This is a genomic window from Endozoicomonas sp. ALB032 (assembly GCF_049310125.1).
Classification (GTDB): Bacteria; Pseudomonadota; Gammaproteobacteria; order Pseudomonadales; family Endozoicomonadaceae; genus Endozoicomonas_A.
Window position 1 is genome coordinate 136,262 of record NZ_JBLYNW010000001.1, and the last position, 21,363, is coordinate 157,624.

The window sequence follows — 21,363 nt, forward strand, 5'->3', positions numbered from 1 at the left end:
TGGGAACGGAACTTTATTACCAGCTAGTGACTCTAAGACTCAGGACTCACCTACAGGGAAGTGGGTAAATAATAACTTTTAAAGGGCTATAACCATGAATGTAACTCAGGGAGTGAGAAGCTGTTCGCACCTAAGCTATCAACATCAACCCGATTTTGACACCCAGTCAGAATCAGATTTTGAATCAGATTTTGAATCAGATTTTGACACCCAGTCAGCAACAGCCTCTGGCCAGTGGAAAGTCTGCAAGTCAACCAGCAAGCTGCTGCCCAGTCCTGCCAGGGAGTCTGAGCGACAAGAGCTACTGCTGGCCGCTGAGAGCGGACGTCTGGGACTTCGGCGAATTGATATATTTAAAGAAGAAGAATACCTTTCTGGCAAGAGAGCACCAAGGCCCTGCACCCTCGCCCTGCCGGGGGCAATGATGCCCACCCAGCGCGTGTCAGAAAATCATGGCGAATGGATGGTTGGCATTGTTGATCCACAATGCCTGTATGTCTATAAACGTAACGCATGGACCAGCAGGCTGCTGGAGCCTGGCTTTACTCCGGAAGGACTGCAGGTAAAACTACTGCCTGATCTACAATCTGCCCTTGATAGACGTTTTGAGCGTGGCGAACAAGTCATCTGGAGAGTTTATCCCCGTTTCACCTCGGGACATCTGCAAGCAGATGGAACGTTCACTTTGCCAAAATTCAAACCGGGCCAATGTACCCGCTCAAAGGATTTCCCGGAACTGGTGCTCACCCACTACAGAAGAGAAGACATCAAATGCTTCTGTGTTTATAACGATGCACAGAAAAATATTTCCGATATCCTCCGGGACAAGCGCGAGTGTGAAGAGGAATTGGAGCTTGACCCCTTGCCTCTGGTTGTTTATTGCCACCGCACAGGTTCTGTTCAGGTCTATTTTGAAGATGAGCTGGACAATATGCTCCTGGCCGAGAATGAGCGCTCACTGAAAGATTTTGCGATCTTTCACAAGTTATTCCCAGACACTTTCAGAGCCCTGTTGAATCTGCTGCCAATGTCTTTGCGGGCAAAGACATTGGGTTCGAAATTAACCTTTTCACCTGGTCTTAAGGACAAATTGGAACAGGCCATCGAATTACTGACTGATCCCTGTTCATACAGTTATGAGAAGCTTCTGGAACTAAAACAAAGTGGCTTACCCATTCACAAGCATTTTATTTATGGAGGCGGGTATGTATCTTTGCTTGACCTGTTGCTGCTTACCGAAATGGGCAGAAACGGTGAGCCAGAGCATGAGCAAACCCGGGAACATGAAAAAGAAGCCTGTCGCTTACTGCAACTGCTTCTGCAAAGTGGAGCAAGGCTGGAGAGCGCCATCCCCTACATTAAAAGCATGAAAGATTGCACATCTCAGGTAATACCAGCGAGTGCAATGAATTATATCGTGGCTGCCTTTGACCCATTTGATTTTCTGACCCTGAAACATCTCGAGAGAATACCTTTAATCGGTTGCCCAGGGAACGTCGTTGAATTTAACCGAATTTGTCAGGGGCTCAGTCAAGAACAAATACAGCAACGTATGATAAAGGTATTGGATGTGAGTTTTGAACCTCCACCCCTCGACATGATCAAATCCCACTTGCTGGCCCTCTTTCATTACGGCGCTTGCCTGGACGAAGTGAATCTGGATTCTCTTGTAGTATTTCTGGACTATTATTGCCATCGCACTAAGAAGATTGCTGATAATTTTACTGTGGCTGATTTTATCCCGTGGGTTAAAAAACTCTGGGACGAAAGGAACACCTATCCTTTATTCCGGAATTGGCCAGAACATCTGGAGCAGGCTGAGAAGGAGATCAAGGATCTGAAAAAATCTCTCAACCTGAACGACTCTGGCCCATCCGGGCCATTGGCAGACGAACCACCATCGGCATTAAAGTTTATCGAGGATGCGTTCAGCACAGCGCCGGTCTTGCCTGATCTTGTCGGCGATAATGAAAAAACCATCCTGAAGGTATTGCAGCATTACTACCGCCGTCCGGGACCAGAACGGGTGATCAAGAGCCTGCGCAAACCAACCTTGCCAACCCTGTGGAAACCACTGCACAGTTGCAGTCATGTCCTGCGGGCCAGGAATAATGGGCACTGGTATATGGAATTGCTGGAGAAATTTCAGCAATGCTCCTTGCGCCAGGACGAAAAAGAACTCCTGTCGCTGGCGATTATCTACCATGATGCGGCTGCCGAAGATGTCGACAAATCAGCTGAAGAAACACGTTCAGCTGAATATTTCAAACGGGACCTGGCCGGATACTACCCTGAAGCGCTGCTGGCTGATATGGCCGAGGCAATGATCAGCAAGGAAAACGATGTTCAGGGTAAAGACGAGCAGAACCTGTCTGTGTCAGTGCGTTGGTATCTGCGCATATTACGCTTTGCAGATCGCACGGACGTTATCCGTGGTTGCGGGGTTGGGGCTGATTTTCCCGGATTAACGGTGACTCCAACCCGGGGTTTTAACGCTGGACTTCTTGACTTACCAACGCAGCTGACTGAAGAGTTTACCTCCGAGCCTGACAACAAGAGTGAATTCCAACGTCATCTGGAAGCCGCCATGCATGGTGCGGCTGATCTGGCGCGGGTCACCGGGCGACTTAACGATCAGCGCAACAAAGATTACACCAAAGTCTACGGTCTGATTGGCAATGGCTCAAAAATCTCTGAAAACTTCGAGTGGACCACTGAGCCAGTCAAAAGAATGAACCAGTTTATTGACGACAATGTCCGCCGCAAAATAGCTCGGGAGGCCGGAATCATTGTCTGTTCAGATGCTGAACACCGGGCCTGCAAGGCTGATCAGGACAAAGGGATTACTTATGGTATCCATAACAGCTGGTATGACCTGAGGCAGGTAGAGCTTCCGGCCGGCATGACGCTGCTGGAAAAAATGCAATACGAACATGACCCGTCGCTGCTGAGCCCGGCAACTCAGCAAGCATTGGAACAAGAGGTGCAGCGGCTCAGGAGGGAAGGGATACGGATGAATCCGGGCACCTTGACGAAGGAAACACTGCTTTCGCCGAAGGCCCAGTCAGTGCTGGAAGACCGGCGTATTACCGTGGTCAGCGATAAGCGTCCCTACTTCAACAACGAGGGCAAGCCGGAAGAATGGGAAATGCCGGTGCCAAAGAAGATGCCAAAGCCTGATGCCCGGAGCAAACCAGCAGGGGATGCCGATAGCACGAATGGTATAAGAACCTGATGGAACTTTTCGCCAGCCAGTGACTCTAAATAACAGTAGACCCCAAATGGAAATGGGTAAGTAATTTGTTTTACAGGAGTATTACCATGGATGTTGCCCAGGGAACGGGGACCTCTGCAAGCCTGCACCCTCCCCCTCAATCAAAGTCTGACACCCAGTCGGTAACGGTCTCTGGCCAATGGACAGTTTGCGAACCGACCAGCAAGATGCTATCACGTGATCGCAGGGAGTCTGCTCAACAAGAGCTACTTCACGCTGCCAAGAGTGGGCGCCTGGCGTTTCGGCGAATTAAATTGACCAATGAAGGAGATTACTTTTCGGGTAAGGGAGCACCAAGACCATTCACCCTCACCCTGCCGGGAGAGATGTTGCCTACTATGCCCACTCCAAAAACGCTCGGTCAATCAATGATAGGCATTGTTGACCCCCAATGCCTGTTCGCCTATAAACGCGATGCAGAGACCGGAACTGTGCTGGTAGCGCGTAACGTAACTCCGGAACAACTGAAAGTAAAACTACTGCCTGATCTGCAATCATTGCTCCGCCGTCGTTTTGAGCGTGGCGATCAAGTCATCTGGACAGTTTATCCTCTCCGTTTCACCTCAGGACATCTGCAAGCGGATGGGACGTTCAGTTTACCAAAATTGAAATCCGGCGATAAACCCGACATATTTGATTACCCGGAACTGGTGACCGCCAAATATTGCAAAAAAGACATCAAATGCTTTTGTGTATACAACGATGCACAGATAAATATTTCCGATATCCTCAGGGACAAGCACGAGTGTGAAAAGGTATTGGAGCTTGCCCCATTACCTCTGGTCGTTTATTGCCACCGCACAGGTTCTGTTCAGGTTTGTTTTGATGATGAGCTGGACAGTAAACACTTGGCCGGGAATGAGGATTCTCTGGATGATTTTGCGTTTTCACTAGGCATAGAACCAAAACATTTCAGAGCCATATTAAATCTGCTGCCAGTGTCTTTGCGGGCAAAGACACTGAGTACGAAATTAACCTTCTCACCGGATGTTATGCGAAAATTGCAACAGGCCATCAAGCTGGTGAGTGATCCCCGTTATTACAGTTATGAAAGGCTTCTGGAATTACAACAAAGCGGCTTGCCAATTCACCAGTCTTTCCTTCATGAAGGATGTGTTCGATCCTTGCTGGACATGTTGCTGCTTTCCGAAATGATCAGAAACGAAGAGCCAGAGGATGAGCAAACCCGGGAACAGGAGAAAAAAGCTTGTCGCTTACTTCGTCTGCTTCTTCAGAGCGGTTCAAGGCTGGAGGGGGGGGGGTGTATTTATCATATTGACAGGATGAAGGATGGCTTTGGATTGGTAATGCCAGCATTCATAATGAATTACATGGTGGCTGCCTTTGCTCCCTTCAATTTTCTGACCCTGAAACACCTCCGCAGAATACCTTTTACCGGTTGTCCCGGAAGCGTCGTTGAATTTGACCGAATCTGTAAGGGTCACAGTCAAGAGCAACTGCAGCAACAAATGAAAAAGGAACTAAAATCTCGATCCAGACACACTCCCCTGAACATGCACAAATCCCGCTTACTGGCCCTCTTTCATTACTGTTCTTACCTGGACCCGGAGATTCTACACAGGGTTAAAGAAACTCTGGAATGGCATCACCCTGACGGTAGGAAGGTTATTGATAATTTGTCTCCGGATGAATATATCCAATGGGTTAAAAAACTGTGGGAGCAACGGAAAACAAATCCTTTCTACCAGAATTGGCCAAAGCGTGTCCGGCAGGCTCAGCAGGACATCAGGGCTCTGAGACAATCTCTTGGTCTGGACGATTCTCACAACCTGGCAACACCATTGGCAAACGAAACACCAGCGGCATTAAAGTTTGTGGTGGACGCCTTCAGCACAGCGCCAGTCCTGCCCGATAATGTCGGCGATAATGAAAAAACCATCCTGAAGGTATTACAACATTATTACCGCCGTCCGGGACCAGAACGGGTGATCCAGTGCCTTGGCATGCAAACCATACCAAGGGTGTGGAAACCTCTGCACAGCTGCAGTCATGTGCTGCGGGCCAGGAATAATGGGCTCTGGTATATGGAATTGCTGGAGAAATTTCAGCAGTGTTCCCTGAAAGAACAAGAAAAAGAACTCCTGTCGCTGGCGATTATCTACCATGATTCAGCTGCCGAAGATGTCGACAAATCAGCGGAAGAATCAAGTTCAGCTGATTATTTCAAACGAGACCTGACCGAGCACTACCCTGAAAAGCTGCTGGCTGATATGGCAATGGCGATAGTCAGCAAAGAAAACGATGTTAAGGGTAAAGAGGAGCAGAACCTGCCTGACCCTGTGCGCTGGTATCTGCGCATACTACGCTTTGCAGATCGCATGGATGTTATCCGTGGTTGCGGGATCGGGGCTGATTTTCCCGGATTAACGGTGACTCAAACTCTGGGTTTTGATGCTACACGTCTTGACTTACCATCGCATCTGACCAGTGAGTTTAGCTCCCGGTCTTGCAACAAGACTGAATTCCAACGTCATCTGGAAGCCGCCATGCACGGTGCGGCTGATCTGGCGCGGATAACCGGGCGACTTCTGGATCAGCGCAAAAAAAACTACACCCAAGTCTACGGTCTGGACGACAATGGTTCAAAGATCTCTGAAAACTTTGAATGGACACCTGAGCCAGTGCGGAGAATGAACCAGTTAATTGATGACAATGTTCGGCGTAAAATAGCCCGGAATGCCGGAATTATTGTCTGTTCAGACCCCAGCCACAAAGCCTGCAAGGCGGATCAGAACAAAGGGATCACTTACGGTATTCATAACAGCGGGTATGACCTGGGGCAGGTAGAGCTTCCAGCCGGAATGACGCTGCTGGAAAAGATGCAATACGAACATGACCCGTCACTGCTGAGCCCGGCAACTCAGCAAGCATTGGAACAAGAGGTGCAACGGCTCAGAAGGGAAGGGATACGGATGAATCTGGGCACCTTGACGCAGCAAACACTGCGTTCGCCGAAAGCCCAGTCAGTGCTGGAAGACCGGGGTATTACCGTGGTCAGCGATAAGCGTCCCTACTTCAACAACGAGGGCAAGCCGGAAGAATGGGAAATGCTGGTGCCGAAGAAGATGCCAAAGCCTGATGCCCGGAGCAAACCAGCAGGGGATGCCGATAGCACAAATGGTATAAGAACCTGATGGAACTTTTCGCCAGCCTGTGACTCCAAATATCGTAAGCACCCCGTATGGGAGGCTACCGCAAAACTCCAACAGCTCGTTCCCATGCTCTGAGGTCGTCATTCCCGCGAAGGCGGGAATCCAGCGCCAACGGTGAATCTCTGCCTTCTCGGGGATGACAAGGCCAGGGGGGCAGCAGGCAGTATGGTTCCGGTGGTGATTCAGTTTGGATTCCCGCCTTCGCGGGAATGACGAGAATGAAGCCGGGAATGACGAGAATGAAGCCGGGAATGAAGCCGGGAATGACGAGAATGAAGCCGGAAATGACAGGAGTCAACTCGTTCCCACGCTGGAGAGAGTTTTACGACACCCTCATGAAAATGGCTAAGTAATTTATTTTACAGGAGTATTACCATGGATGTTGCTCAGGGAACAGGGATCTTTGCAAGCCTGTATCCTCCCCCGCAATCAAAATCTGACACCCAGTCGGTAACGGCCTCTGGCCAATGGACAGTCTGCGAATCCACCAGCAGGCTGCTGCCCGGTCCTTCCAGGGAGTCTGAGCGACAACAGCTACTGCTGGCCGCTGAGAGTGGACGCCTGGCGTTTCGGCGAATTAATTTGTTTGAAGAAGCACAATATTTTTCAGGCAAGAGAACACCAAGACCTTTCACCCTCGCCCTGCCAGGGAGAATGATGCCCACCCAGCCTGTGCCAGAAGGTTATGGCAAATGGATGGTAGGCATTGTTGATCCACAATGCCTGTATGTCTACAAACGTAATGCAGGGACCAGGTCGCTGATGATGAAAGTGCCTGGCGTCACTCCGGAAAAAATGCTGGCAAAAATGCTGCCTGATCTGCAATCACTGCTCGATAAACGTTTCGAGCGTGGCAATCAAGTCTTCTGGAAAATTTATCCTCCTTATTTCACTTCGGGACATCTGCTGCCAGACGGGACGTTCAGTTTGCCAAAATTGAAATCTGGCCCTTATAACACCCATGATGATTTCCCGGAGCTGCTGCTCACTCACTACAGCAAAGAAGACATCAAATGCTTTTGTGTTTACAACGATGCCCAGAAAAATATTTACAATATCCTATGTGACAAGCGTCGGTGTGAAGAGGAATTGAAGATTGGACCCTTGCCTCTGGTGGTTTATTGCCACCGCACAGGTTCTGTACAGGTCTATTTTGGTGATGAGCTGGAGAGTTCACGGATGTACATGAATGAGCTTTCTCTTAATGATTTTGCCTTCTCGCAGGGCATAACTCCGGAACATTTCAGGGCCATGTTGAATCTGCTGCCAATGTCTTTGCGGGCAAAGGCACTGGGTTCGAAATTAACCATCACACCAGATGTCAGACAAAAATTGCAACAGGCCATCGAGTTGGTAACAGATCCTCGTCGCTACAGCTATGAGAAGCTTCTGGAATTAAAACAGGCTGGATTGCCCATTCACCAGTGTTTTATTTATAACGGATCTTCTGGTAATTCGTTGCTTGAAATGTTGCTGCATTCGGAAATGAAAAGGCAAGATGTGCCGGAACATGAGCAAACCCGGAAACAGGAAGAAGAAGCTTTACGGTTACTTCAGCTGCTTCTGCAGAGCGGAGCGAGGCTGAAGAAGTATACTTTTTATATTGACGTCATGGCAGCTTTCCTGGGACCAGCAATGCCAGCAAGAATATTCAATTGCCTGGTGGCTGCCTCTACTCCACTTGAGTTCCTGACCGTGCAACATCTCAAGCGTTTACCCTTGACCGATTGCCCGGGAAGCGTCGTTGAATTTGACCGTATCTGCCGAAGAAACAAACTGAACCTGCGGGAATCCCTGAAAGCAGTATTGCGTTATTTGATCACCTTACCGACTAAAAACCTCGAACATATTCAGTCCAACCTACTGGCCCTGTTTCATTACGAGGTTTCAGTGGATGAAAACATTCTGCGTAGTCTTAAATACGACCTGAAGATCTTTTACGACGAAGGTCAGAAAGTTATTGATGATTTTTTTCTGGATGATTATATCGAATGGGTTGAAAAACTATGGGAACAACGGGAAACATATCCTTTCTACCAGAATTGGCCAAAGCATGTCCGACAGGCACAGCAGGACATCGATAATCTGAAACAATCTCTCGGTCTGGACGATTCTCACAACCTGGCAACACCATTGGCAGCCGAAACACCAACGGCATTAAAGTTTGTGGTGGAGGCGTTCAGCAGACCGCCTGTCCTGCCTGACAATGTCGGCGATAATGAAAAAACCATCCTGAAGGTATTGCAGCATTATTACCGCCGTCCAGGACCGGAACGGGTGATCCAGAGCCTTGGCATGCAAAACATACCAACCGTATGGAAACCTCAGCACAGCTGCAGTCATGTCCTGCGGGCCAGAAATAATGGTCACTGGTATATGGAATTGCTGGAGAAATTTCAGCAGTGTTCCCTGAAAGAACAAGAAAAAGAACTCCTGTCGCTGGCGATTATCTACCATGATGCGGCTGCCGAAGATGTCGACAAATCAGTGGAAGAAACAAGTTCAGCTAACTATTTCAAACGGGATCTGGCCGAACGCTTCCCTGAGCAGCTTCTGGATGATATGGAAGAGGCAATGGTGAGCAAGGAAAATGATGTCAAGGGTAAAGACGAGCAAAACCTTTCTGTGTCAGTGCGTTGGTATCTGCGCATCTTACGCTTTGCGGATCGAATGGACGTTATCCGTGGTTGCGGGGTTGGGGCTGATTTTCCCGGATTAACGGTGACTCGAATCTGGGGTTTTGATGCCAGACGTCTTGACTTACCATTGCAGCTGACCAGGGAGTTTAGCTCCGAGCCTGACAACAAGAGTGAATTCCAACGCCATCTGGAAGCCGCCATGCACGGTGCGGCTGATCTGGCGCGGGTAACCGGGCAACTTCAGGATTGGCGCAAAAAAAACTACACCCAAGTCTACGGTCTGAGCAACAATGGCTCAAAGATCTCTGAAAACTTTGAATGGACCACTGAGCCAGTGCAGAGAATGAACCAGTTTATTGACGACAATGTCCGCCGCAAAATAGCCCGGGAGGCCGGAATCATTGTCTGTTCAGATCCTGACCACAAAGCCTGCAAGGCTGATCAGAACAAAGGGATTACTTATGGTATCCATAACAGCGGGTATGACCTGGGGCAGGTAAAGCTTCCAGCCGGAATGACGCTGCTGGAAAAGATGCAATACGAACATGACCCGTCACTGCTGAGCCTGACAACACGACAGGCATTGGAAAAAGAAGTAGAGCGTCTGAGGAGCGAAGGTATACGGATGAATCCGGGCACCTTAAAGCAGAAAACACTGGCTTCGGAGGAAGCCCGAAAAGTGCTGAAGGATCGGGGTATTGCCGTGATCAGCGAGAAGCGTCCCTACTTTTTTACCAACAAAGGCGATCTTAGAGAACCGGAAATGCTGGTGCCAAAGAAGATGCCAAAGCCTGATGCCCGGAGCAAACCAGCAGGGGTGGGCCGATAGCACGAATGGTATAAGAACCTGATGGAACTTTTCGCCAACCGGTGACTCTAACAAAAGGGAGACCCCCGTATGGGAGGCTACCGCAAAACTCCAACAGCTCGTTCCCATGCTCTGAAGTCGTCATTCCCGCGAAGGCGGGAATCCAGCGCCAACGGTGAATCTCTGCCTTCTCGGGGATGACAAGGCCAGGGGGGCAGCAGGCAGTATGGTTCCGGTGGTGATTCAGTTTGGATTCCCGCCTTCGCGGGAATGACGAGAATGAAGCCGGGAATGACGAGAATGAAGCCGGGAATGACAGGAGTCAACTCGTTCCCACGCTGGAGAGAGTTTTACGACACCATCATGGAAATGGTTAAGTAATTTATTTTACAGGAGTATTACCATGGATGTTGCCCAGGGAACAGGGACCTTTGCAAGCCTGTATCCTCCCCCGCAATCAAAGTCTGACACCCAGTCGGTAACGGCCTCTGGCCAATGGACAGTCTGCGAATCCACCAGCAGGCTGCTGCCCGATCCTTCCGGGGAGTCTGAGCGACATAAGCTACTGCTGGCCGCTGAAAGTGGACGCCTGGCGTTTCGGCGAATTAAATTGACTGAAGAAGACAATTACTTTTCAGTTCAGGGGGCACCAAGACCCTTCACCCTCGCCCTGCCGGGGGAAATGATGCCCAATGAGGCCATGCCAGAAGGGTTCGGTCAATGTATGGTAGGCATTGTTGATCCAGAATGCCTGTATGTCTATAAACGTGATGCAGAGACCAGATACCTCCAGTACGGCAAATCTCCGGAACAACTGTTAATAAAACTACTACCTCACCTGCAATCATTGCTCGATGTACGTCTTGAGCGTTGCAATCAGGTCATTTGGAAAATTTACCCTCATCGTTTCACCTCAGGCCATCTGCAAGCGGATGGGACATTCAGTTTACCAAAATTGAAACTCGACGATGGCACCCGCTTATTTGACTTCCCGGAACTGTTGCTCAACAAATACAGTAAAAAAGACATCAAATGCTTTTGCGTATATAAGGATGCACAGATAAATATTTCCGACATCCTGAAGGACAAGCACCAGTGTGAAAAGGTATTGAAGATCGGACCTTTGCCTCTGGTTGTTTATTGCCACCGCACAGGTTCTGTACAGGTCTATTTTGCTGATGAGCTGGACAGTCCATATCTGACCAGGAATGAGCGATCTCTGGATGATTTAGCGTTTTCACAGGGCTTGGCTCCAGATCATTTCAGAGACATCTTGAATCTGCTGCCAATGTCTTTGCGGGCAAAGGCACTGAGTTCGGAATCAACCGTCTCAGTTGATCCGGATGTCATACACAAACAACAACAGGCCATCGAGCTGGTAAGTGATCCCTTTGTTTACAGTTATGAGAAGCTTCTGGAGTTAAAACAAAGTGGCTTGCCAATTCACCAGTGTTTTTTTCATAAAGGAAAAGTTCAATCTTTACTTGGCATGCTGCTGGATTCCGAAGTGTTCAGAAACGACCAGCCAGAACACGAGCAGACCCTGAAACAGGAGGACGAAGCCCGGCGCTTATGTCAGTTGCTTCTGCGCAGCGGTGCGAGGCTGGAGGAGTATTTTTATCGCATTAAGAACATGGATGGTCCCCGCGTACCTGTAATCCCGGCTGGAATATTCGATTGTTTTGTGGCTACCTCTGCTCCATTTGAGTTCCTGACTCTGGAACATCTCAAGTGGTACCCTTTGACCGGCTGTCCGGGAAGCGTCGTTGAATTTGACCGTATCTGTCGCGGTCTCAGTAAACGGCAGCAGCAGGATTGCCTGAGAAGGGTATTAAAATATGTGGTAACTCTCTGGAATATAACCCTCAAACATATTCAGCTCAGCTTATTGGCCCTGTTTCATTACCAGATTTCCGTAGACAAAAACGTTCTGGATAGTCTTGAATCCTATCTCGATAGGTATTGCGAAGAAGATGAAAATATCATTGATGATTTTTCCGTGGCTGATTATGTCAAATGGGTCAAAAAACTATGGGAGCAACGGGAAACATATCCTTTCTACCAGAATTGGCCAAAGCATGTCCGGCAGGCTCAGCAGGACATCAAAGATCTGAGACAATCTCTCGGTCTGGACGATTCTCACAATCTGGCAACACCATTGGCAACCGAAACACCAGCAGCATTAAAGTTTGTGGTGGACGCCTTCAGCAGAGCGCCAGTCCTGCCTGATCTTGTCGGCGATAATGAAAAAACCATCCTGAAGGTATTGCAACATTATTACCGCCGTCCGGGACCGGAACGGGTGATCCAGAGCCTTGGCATGCAAACCATGCCAACCGTGTGGAAACCACTGCACAGTTGCAGTCATGTCCTGCGGGCCAGAAATAATGGGCTCTGGTATATGGAATTGCTGGAGAAATTTCAGCAGTGCTCCTTGCGCCCGGACGAAAAAGAACTCCTGTCGCTGGCGATTATCTACCATGATGCGGCTGCCGAAGATGTCGACAAATCAGTGGAAGAATCAAGCTCAGCTGATTATTTCAAACGGGACCTGGCCGGACACTACCCTGAAAAGCTGCTGGCTGATATGGCAAAGGCGATAGTCAGCAAAGAAAACGATGTTAAGGGTAAAGAGGAGCAGAACCTGCCTGACGCTGTGCGCTGGTATCTGCGAATATTGCGTTTTGCAGATCGAATGGATGTTATCCGTGGTTGCGGGGTTGGTGCTGATTTTCCCAGATTAACGGTGACTCGACCTCTGGGTTTTGACGCTACACGTCTTGACTTACCATCACATCTAACCAGTGAGTTTAGCTCCTGGTCTTGCAACAAGAGTAAATTCCAACGACATCTGGAAGCCGCCATGCATGGTGCGGCTGATCTGGCGCGGATAACCGGGCAACTTCTGGATCAGCGCAAAAAAAACTACACCCAAGTCTACGGTCTGGACGACAATGGCGCAAAGATCTCTGAAAACTTTGAATGGACAACTGAGCCAGTGCGGAGAATGGACCAGTTTATTGACGACAATGTCCGGCGCAAAATCGCTCAGGCGGCCGGGATTATTGTCTGTTCAGACCCCAACCACCAAGCCTGCAAGGCGGATCAGAACAAAGGGATCACTTATGGTATTCATAACAGCTGGTATGATCTGGGGCAGGTAAAGCTTCCGGCCGGAATGACGCTGCTGGAAAAGATGCAGTACGAACATGACCCTTCGCTGCTCAGCCAGACAACACAACAGGCCATGGCACAAGAGGTGCAGCGACTGAAGAGCGAAGGTATACGGATGAACCCGGGCACCTTGACCCAGGAAACGCTGTATTCGGAGGAAGCCCAAAAAGTGCTGAGGGAGCGGGGTATTGTTGTGGTCAGCGAGAAGCGTCCTTACTTTAACAACGATGGCTTCCCGAGAAAACGGAAAATGCTGGTGCCAAAAAAGATAGCCAAGCTTGATTGAGAACACGCCAGCAGGTTGGCATGAACAATCCTTTGATCTCGCTATGAAGTCCATGACCAGGCAATAGGACCTTGCCGGAACTTTTTCCCAGATAATCACTCTAACTATTGAGGCCATTCGCAATGAGCCTGTCCGGTTGATTTAATAAACAGGAGTTCAACTTGAATAGTGTTGGCAGCAAAGCCGGTATACGCCGCTCATTCCGGTTAAGTGAAGATGAATCTAACAATAGGGAGAAAAAAAAGGAAATACCAAAAAAGTATGGAAGACATCAAAAACAGACAAAAGTTTCTGAAAGAATAATCTCATCGAGTTCCGAAACTGATAGTCTTTCGTCAACAAAAACTCGTTACGGATCTGATAGCAGTCATTGGTCAGCGTCTCACTCTGAGACTGAAAGCTCTTCGTCATCAAAAACTCGTTATGGATCTGATCGCAGTTATTGCTCAGAGTCTGACTCTGAGGCTGATAGCCCTCCGTCAAAAAAAACTCGTTACGGATCTAAACACACTCACTGGTCAGAGTCGGATTCTGAGGCTGAAAGCCATTCGTCTGGAAAAACTCCTTACGGATCTGATCACAGTCATTGCTCAGAGTCGGACTCTGAGGCTGATAGCCATTCGTCAAGAAAAACTCTTTATGGATCCGATCACAGTCATTACTCAGAGTCTTACTCTTCTGAGGCTGATAGTCGTTCATCAAGAGAAACTCGTCCCGGATCCGATCACAGTCATTACTCAGAGTCTTACTCTTCTGAGGCTGATAGTCGTTCATCAAGAGAAACTCGTCCCGGATCCGATCACAGTCATTACTCAGAGTCTTACTCTTCTGAGGCTGATAGTCGTTCATCAAGAGAAACTCGTCCCGGATCCGATCACAGTCATTACTCAGAGTCTTACTCTTCTGAGACTGATAGTCGTTCATCAAGAGAAACTCGTCCCGAATCCCATCACAGTTATTACTCAGAGTCTTACTCGGACACTGAATCTGATAGCCGTTCGTCAAGGTCAGATAACTCATACAAAACTTATGAATCTGTTGAAATGAGTGACAGAGCTCAGTTACTTGAGAGGTACAATCGTCTATTAATTGACCCCAACTTATCCGATTTTAAAATACAAGGAATACCAAGCAGAGATGAGTTCAGGAAAAAATATAAAAAGCTGTTATTAAGAATACACCCAGACAAAGCAGGGAAGGATAACGAGGAATTATTTAAAACAATTTTTCCTATTTGTGAAGAAATTATGAAAAAATTAAAATAACCTGATACCAAACAATTACTTCAGAAAAGCAAAAGAAGAAGAAACAAGGACAACCATAAATTTGATTGACCATCCACCCGGAAACCCAGTCAAGAGCAACAACAACAATTCATTAAAGAGGTACTATGTGAATTCATACTCTCCCCCCTCGATCATGGAACTTTTTTCCAGCCAGTCACTCTAAAAGCGCAGAAATCACCTTTACGAAAGTGGTAAATATTAATTTTGGAGATTTCCAATGAATGTTACTCACGAAACGAGAACCTCTGCAAACCTTTACCCTCCCACGCAATCAAAGTCTGACACCCAGTCGGTAACGACCTCTGGCCAATGGACAGTCTGCGAATCCACCAGCAGGCTGCTGCCCGCTCCTTCCAGGGAGTCTGAGCGACAAGACCTACTGCGAGCCGCAGAGACTGGACGCCTGGCGTTTCGGCGAATCAGATTGAATATAGAAAACGATTACTTCTCGGGTCAGAGGGCACCAAGGCCCTTCACAATCGCCCTGCCGGGGGGAATGATGCCCACTAGGCCCATGCCAAAAGCAGATTTTGGTAAATGGATGGTAGGCATTGTTGATCCACAATGCCTGTATGTCTATAAATATGATGCATCTACTGGACGTGTGCTGATAGAGCCCGGCGTCACTCCGGAAACACTGCGTGCAAAACTATTGCCTGATCTGCAATCATCGCTCAATAGACGTCTTGAGCATGGCAATCAGGTCATCTGGAGAGTTTATCCTCATCGTTTTACCTCAGGACATCTGCAAGAGGATGGAACGTTCAGTTTACCAAAATTGAAATCCGACAATGACACCCCTTTACTCGACTACCCGGAACTGGTGCTCACCCAATATGACAAAAAAGACATCAAATGCTTCTGTGCATACAAAGATGCACAGATAAATATTGCCGAGATCCTGGGGGACAAGCGTCAGTGTGAAAAGGTATTGAAGATTAAATCCCCCCTGCCTCTGGTTATATATTGCTATCGCACAGGTTCTGTTGAGGTTTATTTTGATGATGAGCTGAACAATAAACACCTGGCCAGGAATGAAGATTCTCTGGATTATTTTGCGATTTCACAGGGCATAGCCCCGGAAAATTTCAGAGCCATGTTGAATCTTCTGCCAATGTCTTTGCGGACAGAGGCACTGAGTTCGGAATTAACCGTCTCTGCAGATGCCAGGCAAAAGTTACAACAGGCCATCAAACTGGTCAGTAATCCTCGTTTTTACAGTTACGAGGAGCTTCTGAAATTAAAACAGAGTGGCTTGGCAATTCACCAGCCTTTTTTTCAGGAAGGAGATTTTGAATCTTTGCTTGAAATGCTCCTGACTCAGGAAATGATCAGAAACGAAAACACTGTTCTGGAAATGATCAGAAACGAAAACTCTGCTCAGGAGCAATCTCAGCAACAGGAAGAAACAGCCTACCGAATGTTTCGGCTGATTTTGCAAAGTGGGGCAAGTTTGCCGAAAAAGTGGTGCCTGTATTTCATTTACCGAATGGACAGCTTTCTCTCTTACATAATGCCACCGGGCATAATGAATTGTATGCTGGTTGCCTTTAGACCCATTCAATTCCTGACTCTGCTCCATCTCAGGAAGATCGCTTTGTCCACCTGTCCGGGAGCCCTTGTTGAATTTGACCGCATTTGCCAGGGGCTTAGTCAACAGCAACGGCAGGACGCTCTGGAACAGATATTGCGGCAACATTTGAACGATTGTTACCGTCCCACTCTCGACACCGTCGAGTCTCAGTTGCTAGCCCTGTTTTCCTTCGGAGCTTCCCTGAACAAAAACTTTCTGAAATCTTTTCAATCCTATTTGCGTAAGGAATATCCTGAAGGTAAGAAAGTTATTGCTGATTTTTCTGCGGATGATTACATCACATGGCTTAAAAAACTGTGGGATCAACGAGCAACACATTCTTTGTACCAGAATTGGCCGGAGCATGTCCGGCAGGCTGAACGGGACATCAGGGACCTGCAACAATCTCTCGATCAGGTCGATTCAGGCCCATCGGCAACAGCATTGTCAGCTCAGGCACCGGCGGCATTAAAGTTTGTGGTGGACGCCTTCAGCAAGCCGCCGGTCCTGCCAGATACTGTCGGCGATAATGAAAAAACCATTCTGAAGGTATTGCTGCATTATTACCGCCGTCCGGGACCGGAACGGGTGGTCCGGAGCCTTGGCAGACAGACCATGCCAGCAGTGTGGAAACCCCTGCACAGTTGCAGTCATGTCCTGCGAGCCAGGAATAATGGGCACTGGTATATGGAATTGCTGAAGAAATTTCAGCAGTGTTCTCTGGGCAAAGAAGAAAAAGAACTCCTGTCTCTGGCGATTATCTACCATGACGCTGCTGCCGAAGATGTTGACAAATCAGTGGAAGAAACAAAGTCAGCCGAGTACTTCAAACGGGACCTGACCGGGCACTACCCCAAACAGCTGCTGGAGAATATAGTGCTGGCAATGGTCAGCAAGGAAAACGATGTCGAGGGTAAGGATGAACAGAACCTGCCTGACTCTGTGCGCTGGTATCTGCGCATATTACGCTTTGCAGATCGAATGGACTTTATCCGTTGCCGTGGGATTGGGGCTGATTTTCCCGGATTAACGGTGACTCGAACCCTGGGTTTTGACGCTACACGTCTTGACCTGCCAGCGCAGCTGACTCGAGATTTTACCGCCGAGCCTGACAACAAGACTGAATTCCAGCGTCATCTCGAAGCCGCCATGCACGGTGCGGCTGATCTGGCGCGAGTAACCGGGCAGCTTCAAGATCGGCGCAAAAAAAGCTACACCCGGGTCTACGGTCTGAATAGCGATGGTTCAAAGATCTCTGAAAACTTTGAATGGACAACTGAACCAGTGCAGAGAATGAATCAGTTTATTGACGACAATGTCCGCCGCAAAATGGCTCAGCAGGCCGGCATTATTGTCTGCTCAGACCCCAGCCACAAAGCCTGCAAGGCGGATCAGAAAAAAGGGATCACTCGTGGTATTCATAACAGCTGGTATGATCTCAGGCAGGTGACGATTCCTGCCGGAATGACGCTGCTGGAAAAGATGCAGTACGAACATGACCCGTCACTGCTGAGCCCGGCAACACAAAAAGCATTAGCGAAAGAGGTGCAACGGCTGAGGAGCGAAGGTATTCGGATGAATCCTGGCACCTTGACGCAAACCACGCTGGCTTCGGAGGAAGCCCGAAAGGTGCTGGAACAGCGAGGTATTGCAGTGGTCAGCGAGAAGCGTCCCTACTTTACCAACCAAGGTTTCCCGAAAGAACGGGAAATGCTGGTGCCTGAGAAGATAGCAAAGCTTGATGCCCAGCAAAATGCGCCAGAAGGGTGGACGTGCTCAGTCCTTTGATCTCGCTATGAAGTCAAAGTGGAACTTTTTGCCAGCCAGTTGGAACTTTTTGCCAGCCAGTGACTCCAAAAAAAGGTAGCCCCACAGGAAAGCAGGTAAGTAATAAGTTTTACAGGAGTATTACCATGAATGTTGCCCAGGGAACGGGAACCACTGCAAACCTTTACCCTCCCACACAATCAAAGTCTGACACCCAGTCGGTAACGGCCTCTGGCCAATGGACAGTCTGCGAATCGACCAGAAGGCTGCTACCCGCTCCTTCCAGGGAGTCTGAGCGACAAGAGCTACTGCGGGCCGCAGAGACTGGACGCCTGGCGCTCCGGCGAATTGATTTGTATGAAGAAAAAGAATACTTTTCGGGTAAGGGGGCACCAAGGCCTTTCACTCTCGCCCTGCCGGGGGGAATGATGCCCACCAGGCCCATGCAAAAAACGGATTTTGGTGAATCGATGGTAGGCATTGTTGATCCAAAATGCCTGTATGCCTATAAATATGATGCAGCTACTTCACGTTTGCTGATAGATTCAAGCGCCACTCCGGAAACGCTGCGAGCAAAACTACTGCCTGATCTGCAATCATCACTTCTTAGACGTCTTGAGCATGGCCATCAAGTCCTCTGGAGAGCTTATCCTCATCGTTTCACCTCGGGACATCTGCAAGAGGATGGAACGTTCAGTTTACCAAAATTGAAAATCGGCAATGTCACCCCTTTACTCGACTACCCGGAACTGGTGCTCACCCAATATGGCAAAGAAGACATAAAATGCTTCTGTGCATACAACGAAGCACAGACAAGTATTGCCGAGATTCTGCGTGACAAGCGTCTGTGTGAAAAGGAATTGGAACTTGACCCCCTGCCTCTGGTTGTTTACTGCTGCCGCACAGGCTCTGTTCAGGTCTATTTTGATGATGAGCTGGATAATAAACACCTGGCCAGGAATGAGGATTTTCTGGATTATTTTGCGATTTCACAGGGCATAGCGCCGGAAAATTTCAGAGACATGTTGAATCTGCTGCCAATGTCTTTGCGGACAAAGGCACTGAGTCTGGAATTAACCGTCTCACCAGATGCCGAGCACAAATTGCAACAGGCGATCACGCTGGTGCAAAATCCTCGTTGTTATAGTTACGAGGGGCTTCTGAAATTAAAACAGGGTGGCTTACCCATTCACCAGCCTTTTTTTCATAAAGGACGTTTTCAATCTTTGCTTGAAATGCTCCTGACTCAGGAAATGTTCAGAAACGAAAAGACTGATCAGGAGCAAACTCAGAAACAGGAGGAAACAGCCTATCGAATGTTTCGGCTGATTTTGCAAAGTGGGGCAAGTCTGCCGAAAAAGTGGTGCTTGAGCTTCATTTACCGGATGGACGACTCTCTCTCTTTTACAATGCCACCGGGCATAATGAATTGTATGCTGGTTGCCTTTAGACCATTTCAATTCCTGACTCTGCTTCATCTCAGGAGGGTCTCCTTGACCGCCTGTCCGGGAGCCGTTATTGAATTTGACCGTATTTGCCGGGGGCTAAGCCAACCGCAACGCCAGGACACTCTGGAACAGTTATTACGGCAATATCTGAATGATCGTATTCTCCCTTCTCTCGACACCATCCAGTCTTTCTTGCTGGCCCTGTTTCACTTCGGAGCTTCTCTGGACAAAAACGTTCTGAAATCTTTTGAATCCTATGTGCAGAAGGAATATCCCAAAGGTAATAGAGTCATTGCGGGTATTTCTCAGGATGATTATATCAACTGGCTTGAAAAACTATGGGATCAGCGAGAAACACATGCTTTGTACCAGAATTGGCCAGAGCATGTTCAACAGGCTCATCGGGACATAGAGAATCTGAAACAATCGCTCGGTCTGGGCGATTCTGGTACATCGACAACACCCATGGCGGCCACGGCACCAGCGGCATTACAGTTTGTGGTAGAAGCCTTCAGCAAGCCGCCGGTCCTGCCAGATAATGTCGGCGACAATGAAAAAACCATCCTGAAGGTATTGCAGCATTATTACCGCCGTCCGGGACCGGAGCGGGTGATCCAGAGTCTGGGCAGACAGACCATGCCAGCAGTGTGGAAACCCCTGCACAGTTGCAGTCATGTCCTGCGAGCCAGAAATAATGGGCACTGGTATATGGAATTGCTGAAGAAATTTCAGCAGTGTTCCCTGAGCAAAGAAGAAAAAGAACTCCTGTCTCTAGCAATTATCTACCATGATGCAGCTGCCGAAGATGTTGACAAATCAGCGGAAGAAACAAGGTCAGCCGAGTACTTCAAACGGGATCTGACCGGGCATTACCCTGAACAGCTGCTGGCTGATATGGCAATGGCGATGATCAGCAAAGAAAACGATGTCAATGGTAAAGATGAACAGAACCTGCCTGACCCTGTGCGCTGGTATCTGCGCATATTGCGCTTTGCGGATCGAATGGACGTTATCCGTTGTTTTGGGGTTGCGCCCTATTTTCCCGGTTTAACAGTGACTCGACCTCCGGGTTTTGACGCTACACGTCTTGACTTACCAGCGCAGCTGACTAAAGAGTTCAGCTCCGAGCCTGGCAACAAGAGTGAATTCCAACGTCATCTGGAAGCTGCCATGCACGGTGCGGCTGATCTGGCGCGGGTAACCGGGCATCTTCAGGATTATCGCAGAAAAAACTACACCAAAGTCTATGGCCTGAACGACAGTGGCTCCAATATCTCTGAAAACTTTGAATGGACAACCGAGCCTTTGCAGAGAATGAACCAGTTTATTGACGACAATGTCCGACGCAAAATGGCACAGGAAGCTGGCATTATTGTCTGTTCAGATCCCAGCCACAAAGCCTGCAAAGCTAATCAGAAAAAAGGGATCATTCGTGGTATTCACAACAGCTGGCATGATCTGGGACAGGTTGAGATTCCAGCCGGAATGACGCTACTGGAAAAGATGCAGTACGAACATGACCCGTCGCTGCTGAGTCCGGCAACACAACAGGCGTTGAAGAAAGAGATACAGCGGCTCAAGAGCGAAGGGATACGAATGAATCTGGGCACCTTGACTCAAAAAACACTGGCTTCCGAGAAAGCCCGAAAAGTGCTGAAAAAGCGTGGTATTACCGTGGTCAGCGAGAAGCGTCCCTACTTCAGCAACGAGGGTTTCCCGAGAGAACCGGAAATACTGGTGCCAAAGCTTAATGCTCAGCAGAATCCGCCAGCGGGGCGCGCATGTACAATCCTTTGATCCCTCTATTGAAATTCATCTTCGGGCGGTGGCCCCCTGGTGAAACTTTTTACCAGACAGTTACTCCAATGAGCAAGCTGTCTGCTGAAGCGGTTGGGAAGTATGGGAAACAGTTCTGATATACACCTGTTATACTAA

The 21,363-nt window shown here is 48.6% G+C and carries 10 protein-coding genes; 7 read left to right on the plus strand and 3 right to left on the minus strand.

Annotated features, from left to right (window positions below; translation table 11 throughout):
- Positions 1 to 94 precede the first annotated feature (94 nt).
- Both ACO6VG_RS00520 and ACO6VG_RS00525 read left to right on the plus strand, forming a co-directional pair.
- Positions 95 to 3,235 carry a hypothetical protein gene (locus ACO6VG_RS00520; protein WP_422472204.1) on the plus strand — a complete coding sequence of 1,047 codons (3,141 nt, stop codon included), beginning with the start codon at positions 95 to 97 and terminating at the stop codon, positions 3,233 to 3,235.
- A gap of 86 nt (positions 3,236 to 3,321) precedes the next feature.
- Entirely contained in the window at positions 3,322 to 6,429 is a 3,108-nt protein-coding gene (locus ACO6VG_RS00525) for a hypothetical protein (RefSeq protein WP_422472206.1), read from the plus strand.
- Positions 6,430 to 6,484: 55 nt separating this feature from the next.
- Here the strand turns inward: ACO6VG_RS00525 and ACO6VG_RS00530 are convergent, their stop codons facing one another.
- Complete coding sequence (locus ACO6VG_RS00530) at positions 6,485 to 6,745, minus strand: hypothetical protein (protein ID WP_422472208.1); 261 nt, start codon at positions 6,743 to 6,745, stop codon at positions 6,485 to 6,487.
- Positions 6,746 to 6,822: 77 nt separating this feature from the next.
- Between ACO6VG_RS00530 and ACO6VG_RS00535 the strand changes: the two genes are divergently transcribed.
- Positions 6,823 to 9,915, plus strand: coding sequence for a hypothetical protein (locus ACO6VG_RS00535; protein ID WP_422472210.1), 3,093 nt, complete (start codon positions 6,823 to 6,825; stop codon positions 9,913 to 9,915).
- A gap of 77 nt (positions 9,916 to 9,992) precedes the next feature.
- On the opposite strand, the gene ACO6VG_RS00540 is transcribed toward ACO6VG_RS00535, so the two are convergent.
- The gene (locus ACO6VG_RS00540; protein ID WP_422472212.1) at positions 9,993 to 10,220 is read right to left on the minus strand and encodes a hypothetical protein; all 228 of its coding nucleotides are present in this window, start codon (positions 10,218 to 10,220) and stop codon (positions 9,993 to 9,995) included.
- 77 nt (positions 10,221 to 10,297) lie between these two features.
- Between ACO6VG_RS00540 and ACO6VG_RS00545 the strand changes: the two genes are divergently transcribed.
- On the plus strand, positions 10,298 to 13,354 hold the full coding sequence (locus tag ACO6VG_RS00545) for a hypothetical protein (protein WP_422472213.1): 3,057 nt from the start codon (positions 10,298 to 10,300) through the stop codon (positions 13,352 to 13,354).
- Between the two features lie 501 nt (positions 13,355 to 13,855).
- Here the strand turns inward: ACO6VG_RS00545 and ACO6VG_RS00550 are convergent.
- Positions 13,856 to 14,278 (minus strand): hypothetical protein, encoded by a 423-nt coding sequence (locus ACO6VG_RS00550; RefSeq protein WP_422472215.1) that lies wholly within the window; start codon positions 14,276 to 14,278, stop codon positions 13,856 to 13,858.
- A 119-nt stretch (positions 14,279 to 14,397) separates the two neighbouring features.
- Between ACO6VG_RS00550 and ACO6VG_RS00555 the strand changes: the two genes are divergently transcribed.
- The 3 genes from ACO6VG_RS00555 (at position 14,398) to ACO6VG_RS00565 (ending at position 21,225) form a co-directional block, all read left to right on the plus strand.
- Complete coding sequence (locus tag ACO6VG_RS00555; protein WP_422135103.1) at positions 14,398 to 14,619, plus strand: hypothetical protein; 222 nt, start codon at positions 14,398 to 14,400, stop codon at positions 14,617 to 14,619.
- A gap of 238 nt (positions 14,620 to 14,857) precedes the next feature.
- Positions 14,858 to 18,001, plus strand: a complete 3,144-nt coding sequence (locus ACO6VG_RS00560; RefSeq protein ID WP_422135104.1) for a hypothetical protein — start codon at positions 14,858 to 14,860, stop codon at positions 17,999 to 18,001.
- A gap of 125 nt (positions 18,002 to 18,126) precedes the next feature.
- A complete protein-coding gene (locus ACO6VG_RS00565) occupies positions 18,127 to 21,225 on the plus strand; it encodes a hypothetical protein (RefSeq protein ID WP_422472217.1) in 3,099 nt (1,032 codons plus the stop codon).
- Positions 21,226 to 21,363: the final 138 nt, after the last annotated feature.

What these genes read in the sequence shown, in the direction of transcription:
- ACO6VG_RS00520 (WP_422472204.1), top strand. Translation starts at nt 95, where the DNA reads ATGAATGTAACTCAGGGAGTGAGAAGCTGTTCGCACCTAAGCTATCAA.
- ACO6VG_RS00525 (WP_422472206.1), top strand. Translation starts at nt 3,322, where the DNA reads ATGGATGTTGCCCAGGGAACGGGGACCTCTGCAAGCCTGCACCCTCCC.
- ACO6VG_RS00535 (WP_422472210.1), top strand. Translation starts at nt 6,823, where the DNA reads ATGGATGTTGCTCAGGGAACAGGGATCTTTGCAAGCCTGTATCCTCCC.
- ACO6VG_RS00545 (WP_422472213.1), top strand. Translation starts at nt 10,298, where the DNA reads ATGGATGTTGCCCAGGGAACAGGGACCTTTGCAAGCCTGTATCCTCCC.
- ACO6VG_RS00550 (WP_422472215.1), bottom strand. Translation starts at nt 14,278, where the DNA reads ATGAACGACTATCAGTCTCAGAAGAGTAAGACTCTGAGTAATGACTGT.
- ACO6VG_RS00555 (WP_422135103.1), top strand. Translation starts at nt 14,398, where the DNA reads ATGAGTGACAGAGCTCAGTTACTTGAGAGGTACAATCGTCTATTAATT.
- ACO6VG_RS00560 (WP_422135104.1), top strand. Translation starts at nt 14,858, where the DNA reads ATGAATGTTACTCACGAAACGAGAACCTCTGCAAACCTTTACCCTCCC.
- ACO6VG_RS00565 (WP_422472217.1), top strand. Translation starts at nt 18,127, where the DNA reads ATGAATGTTGCCCAGGGAACGGGAACCACTGCAAACCTTTACCCTCCC.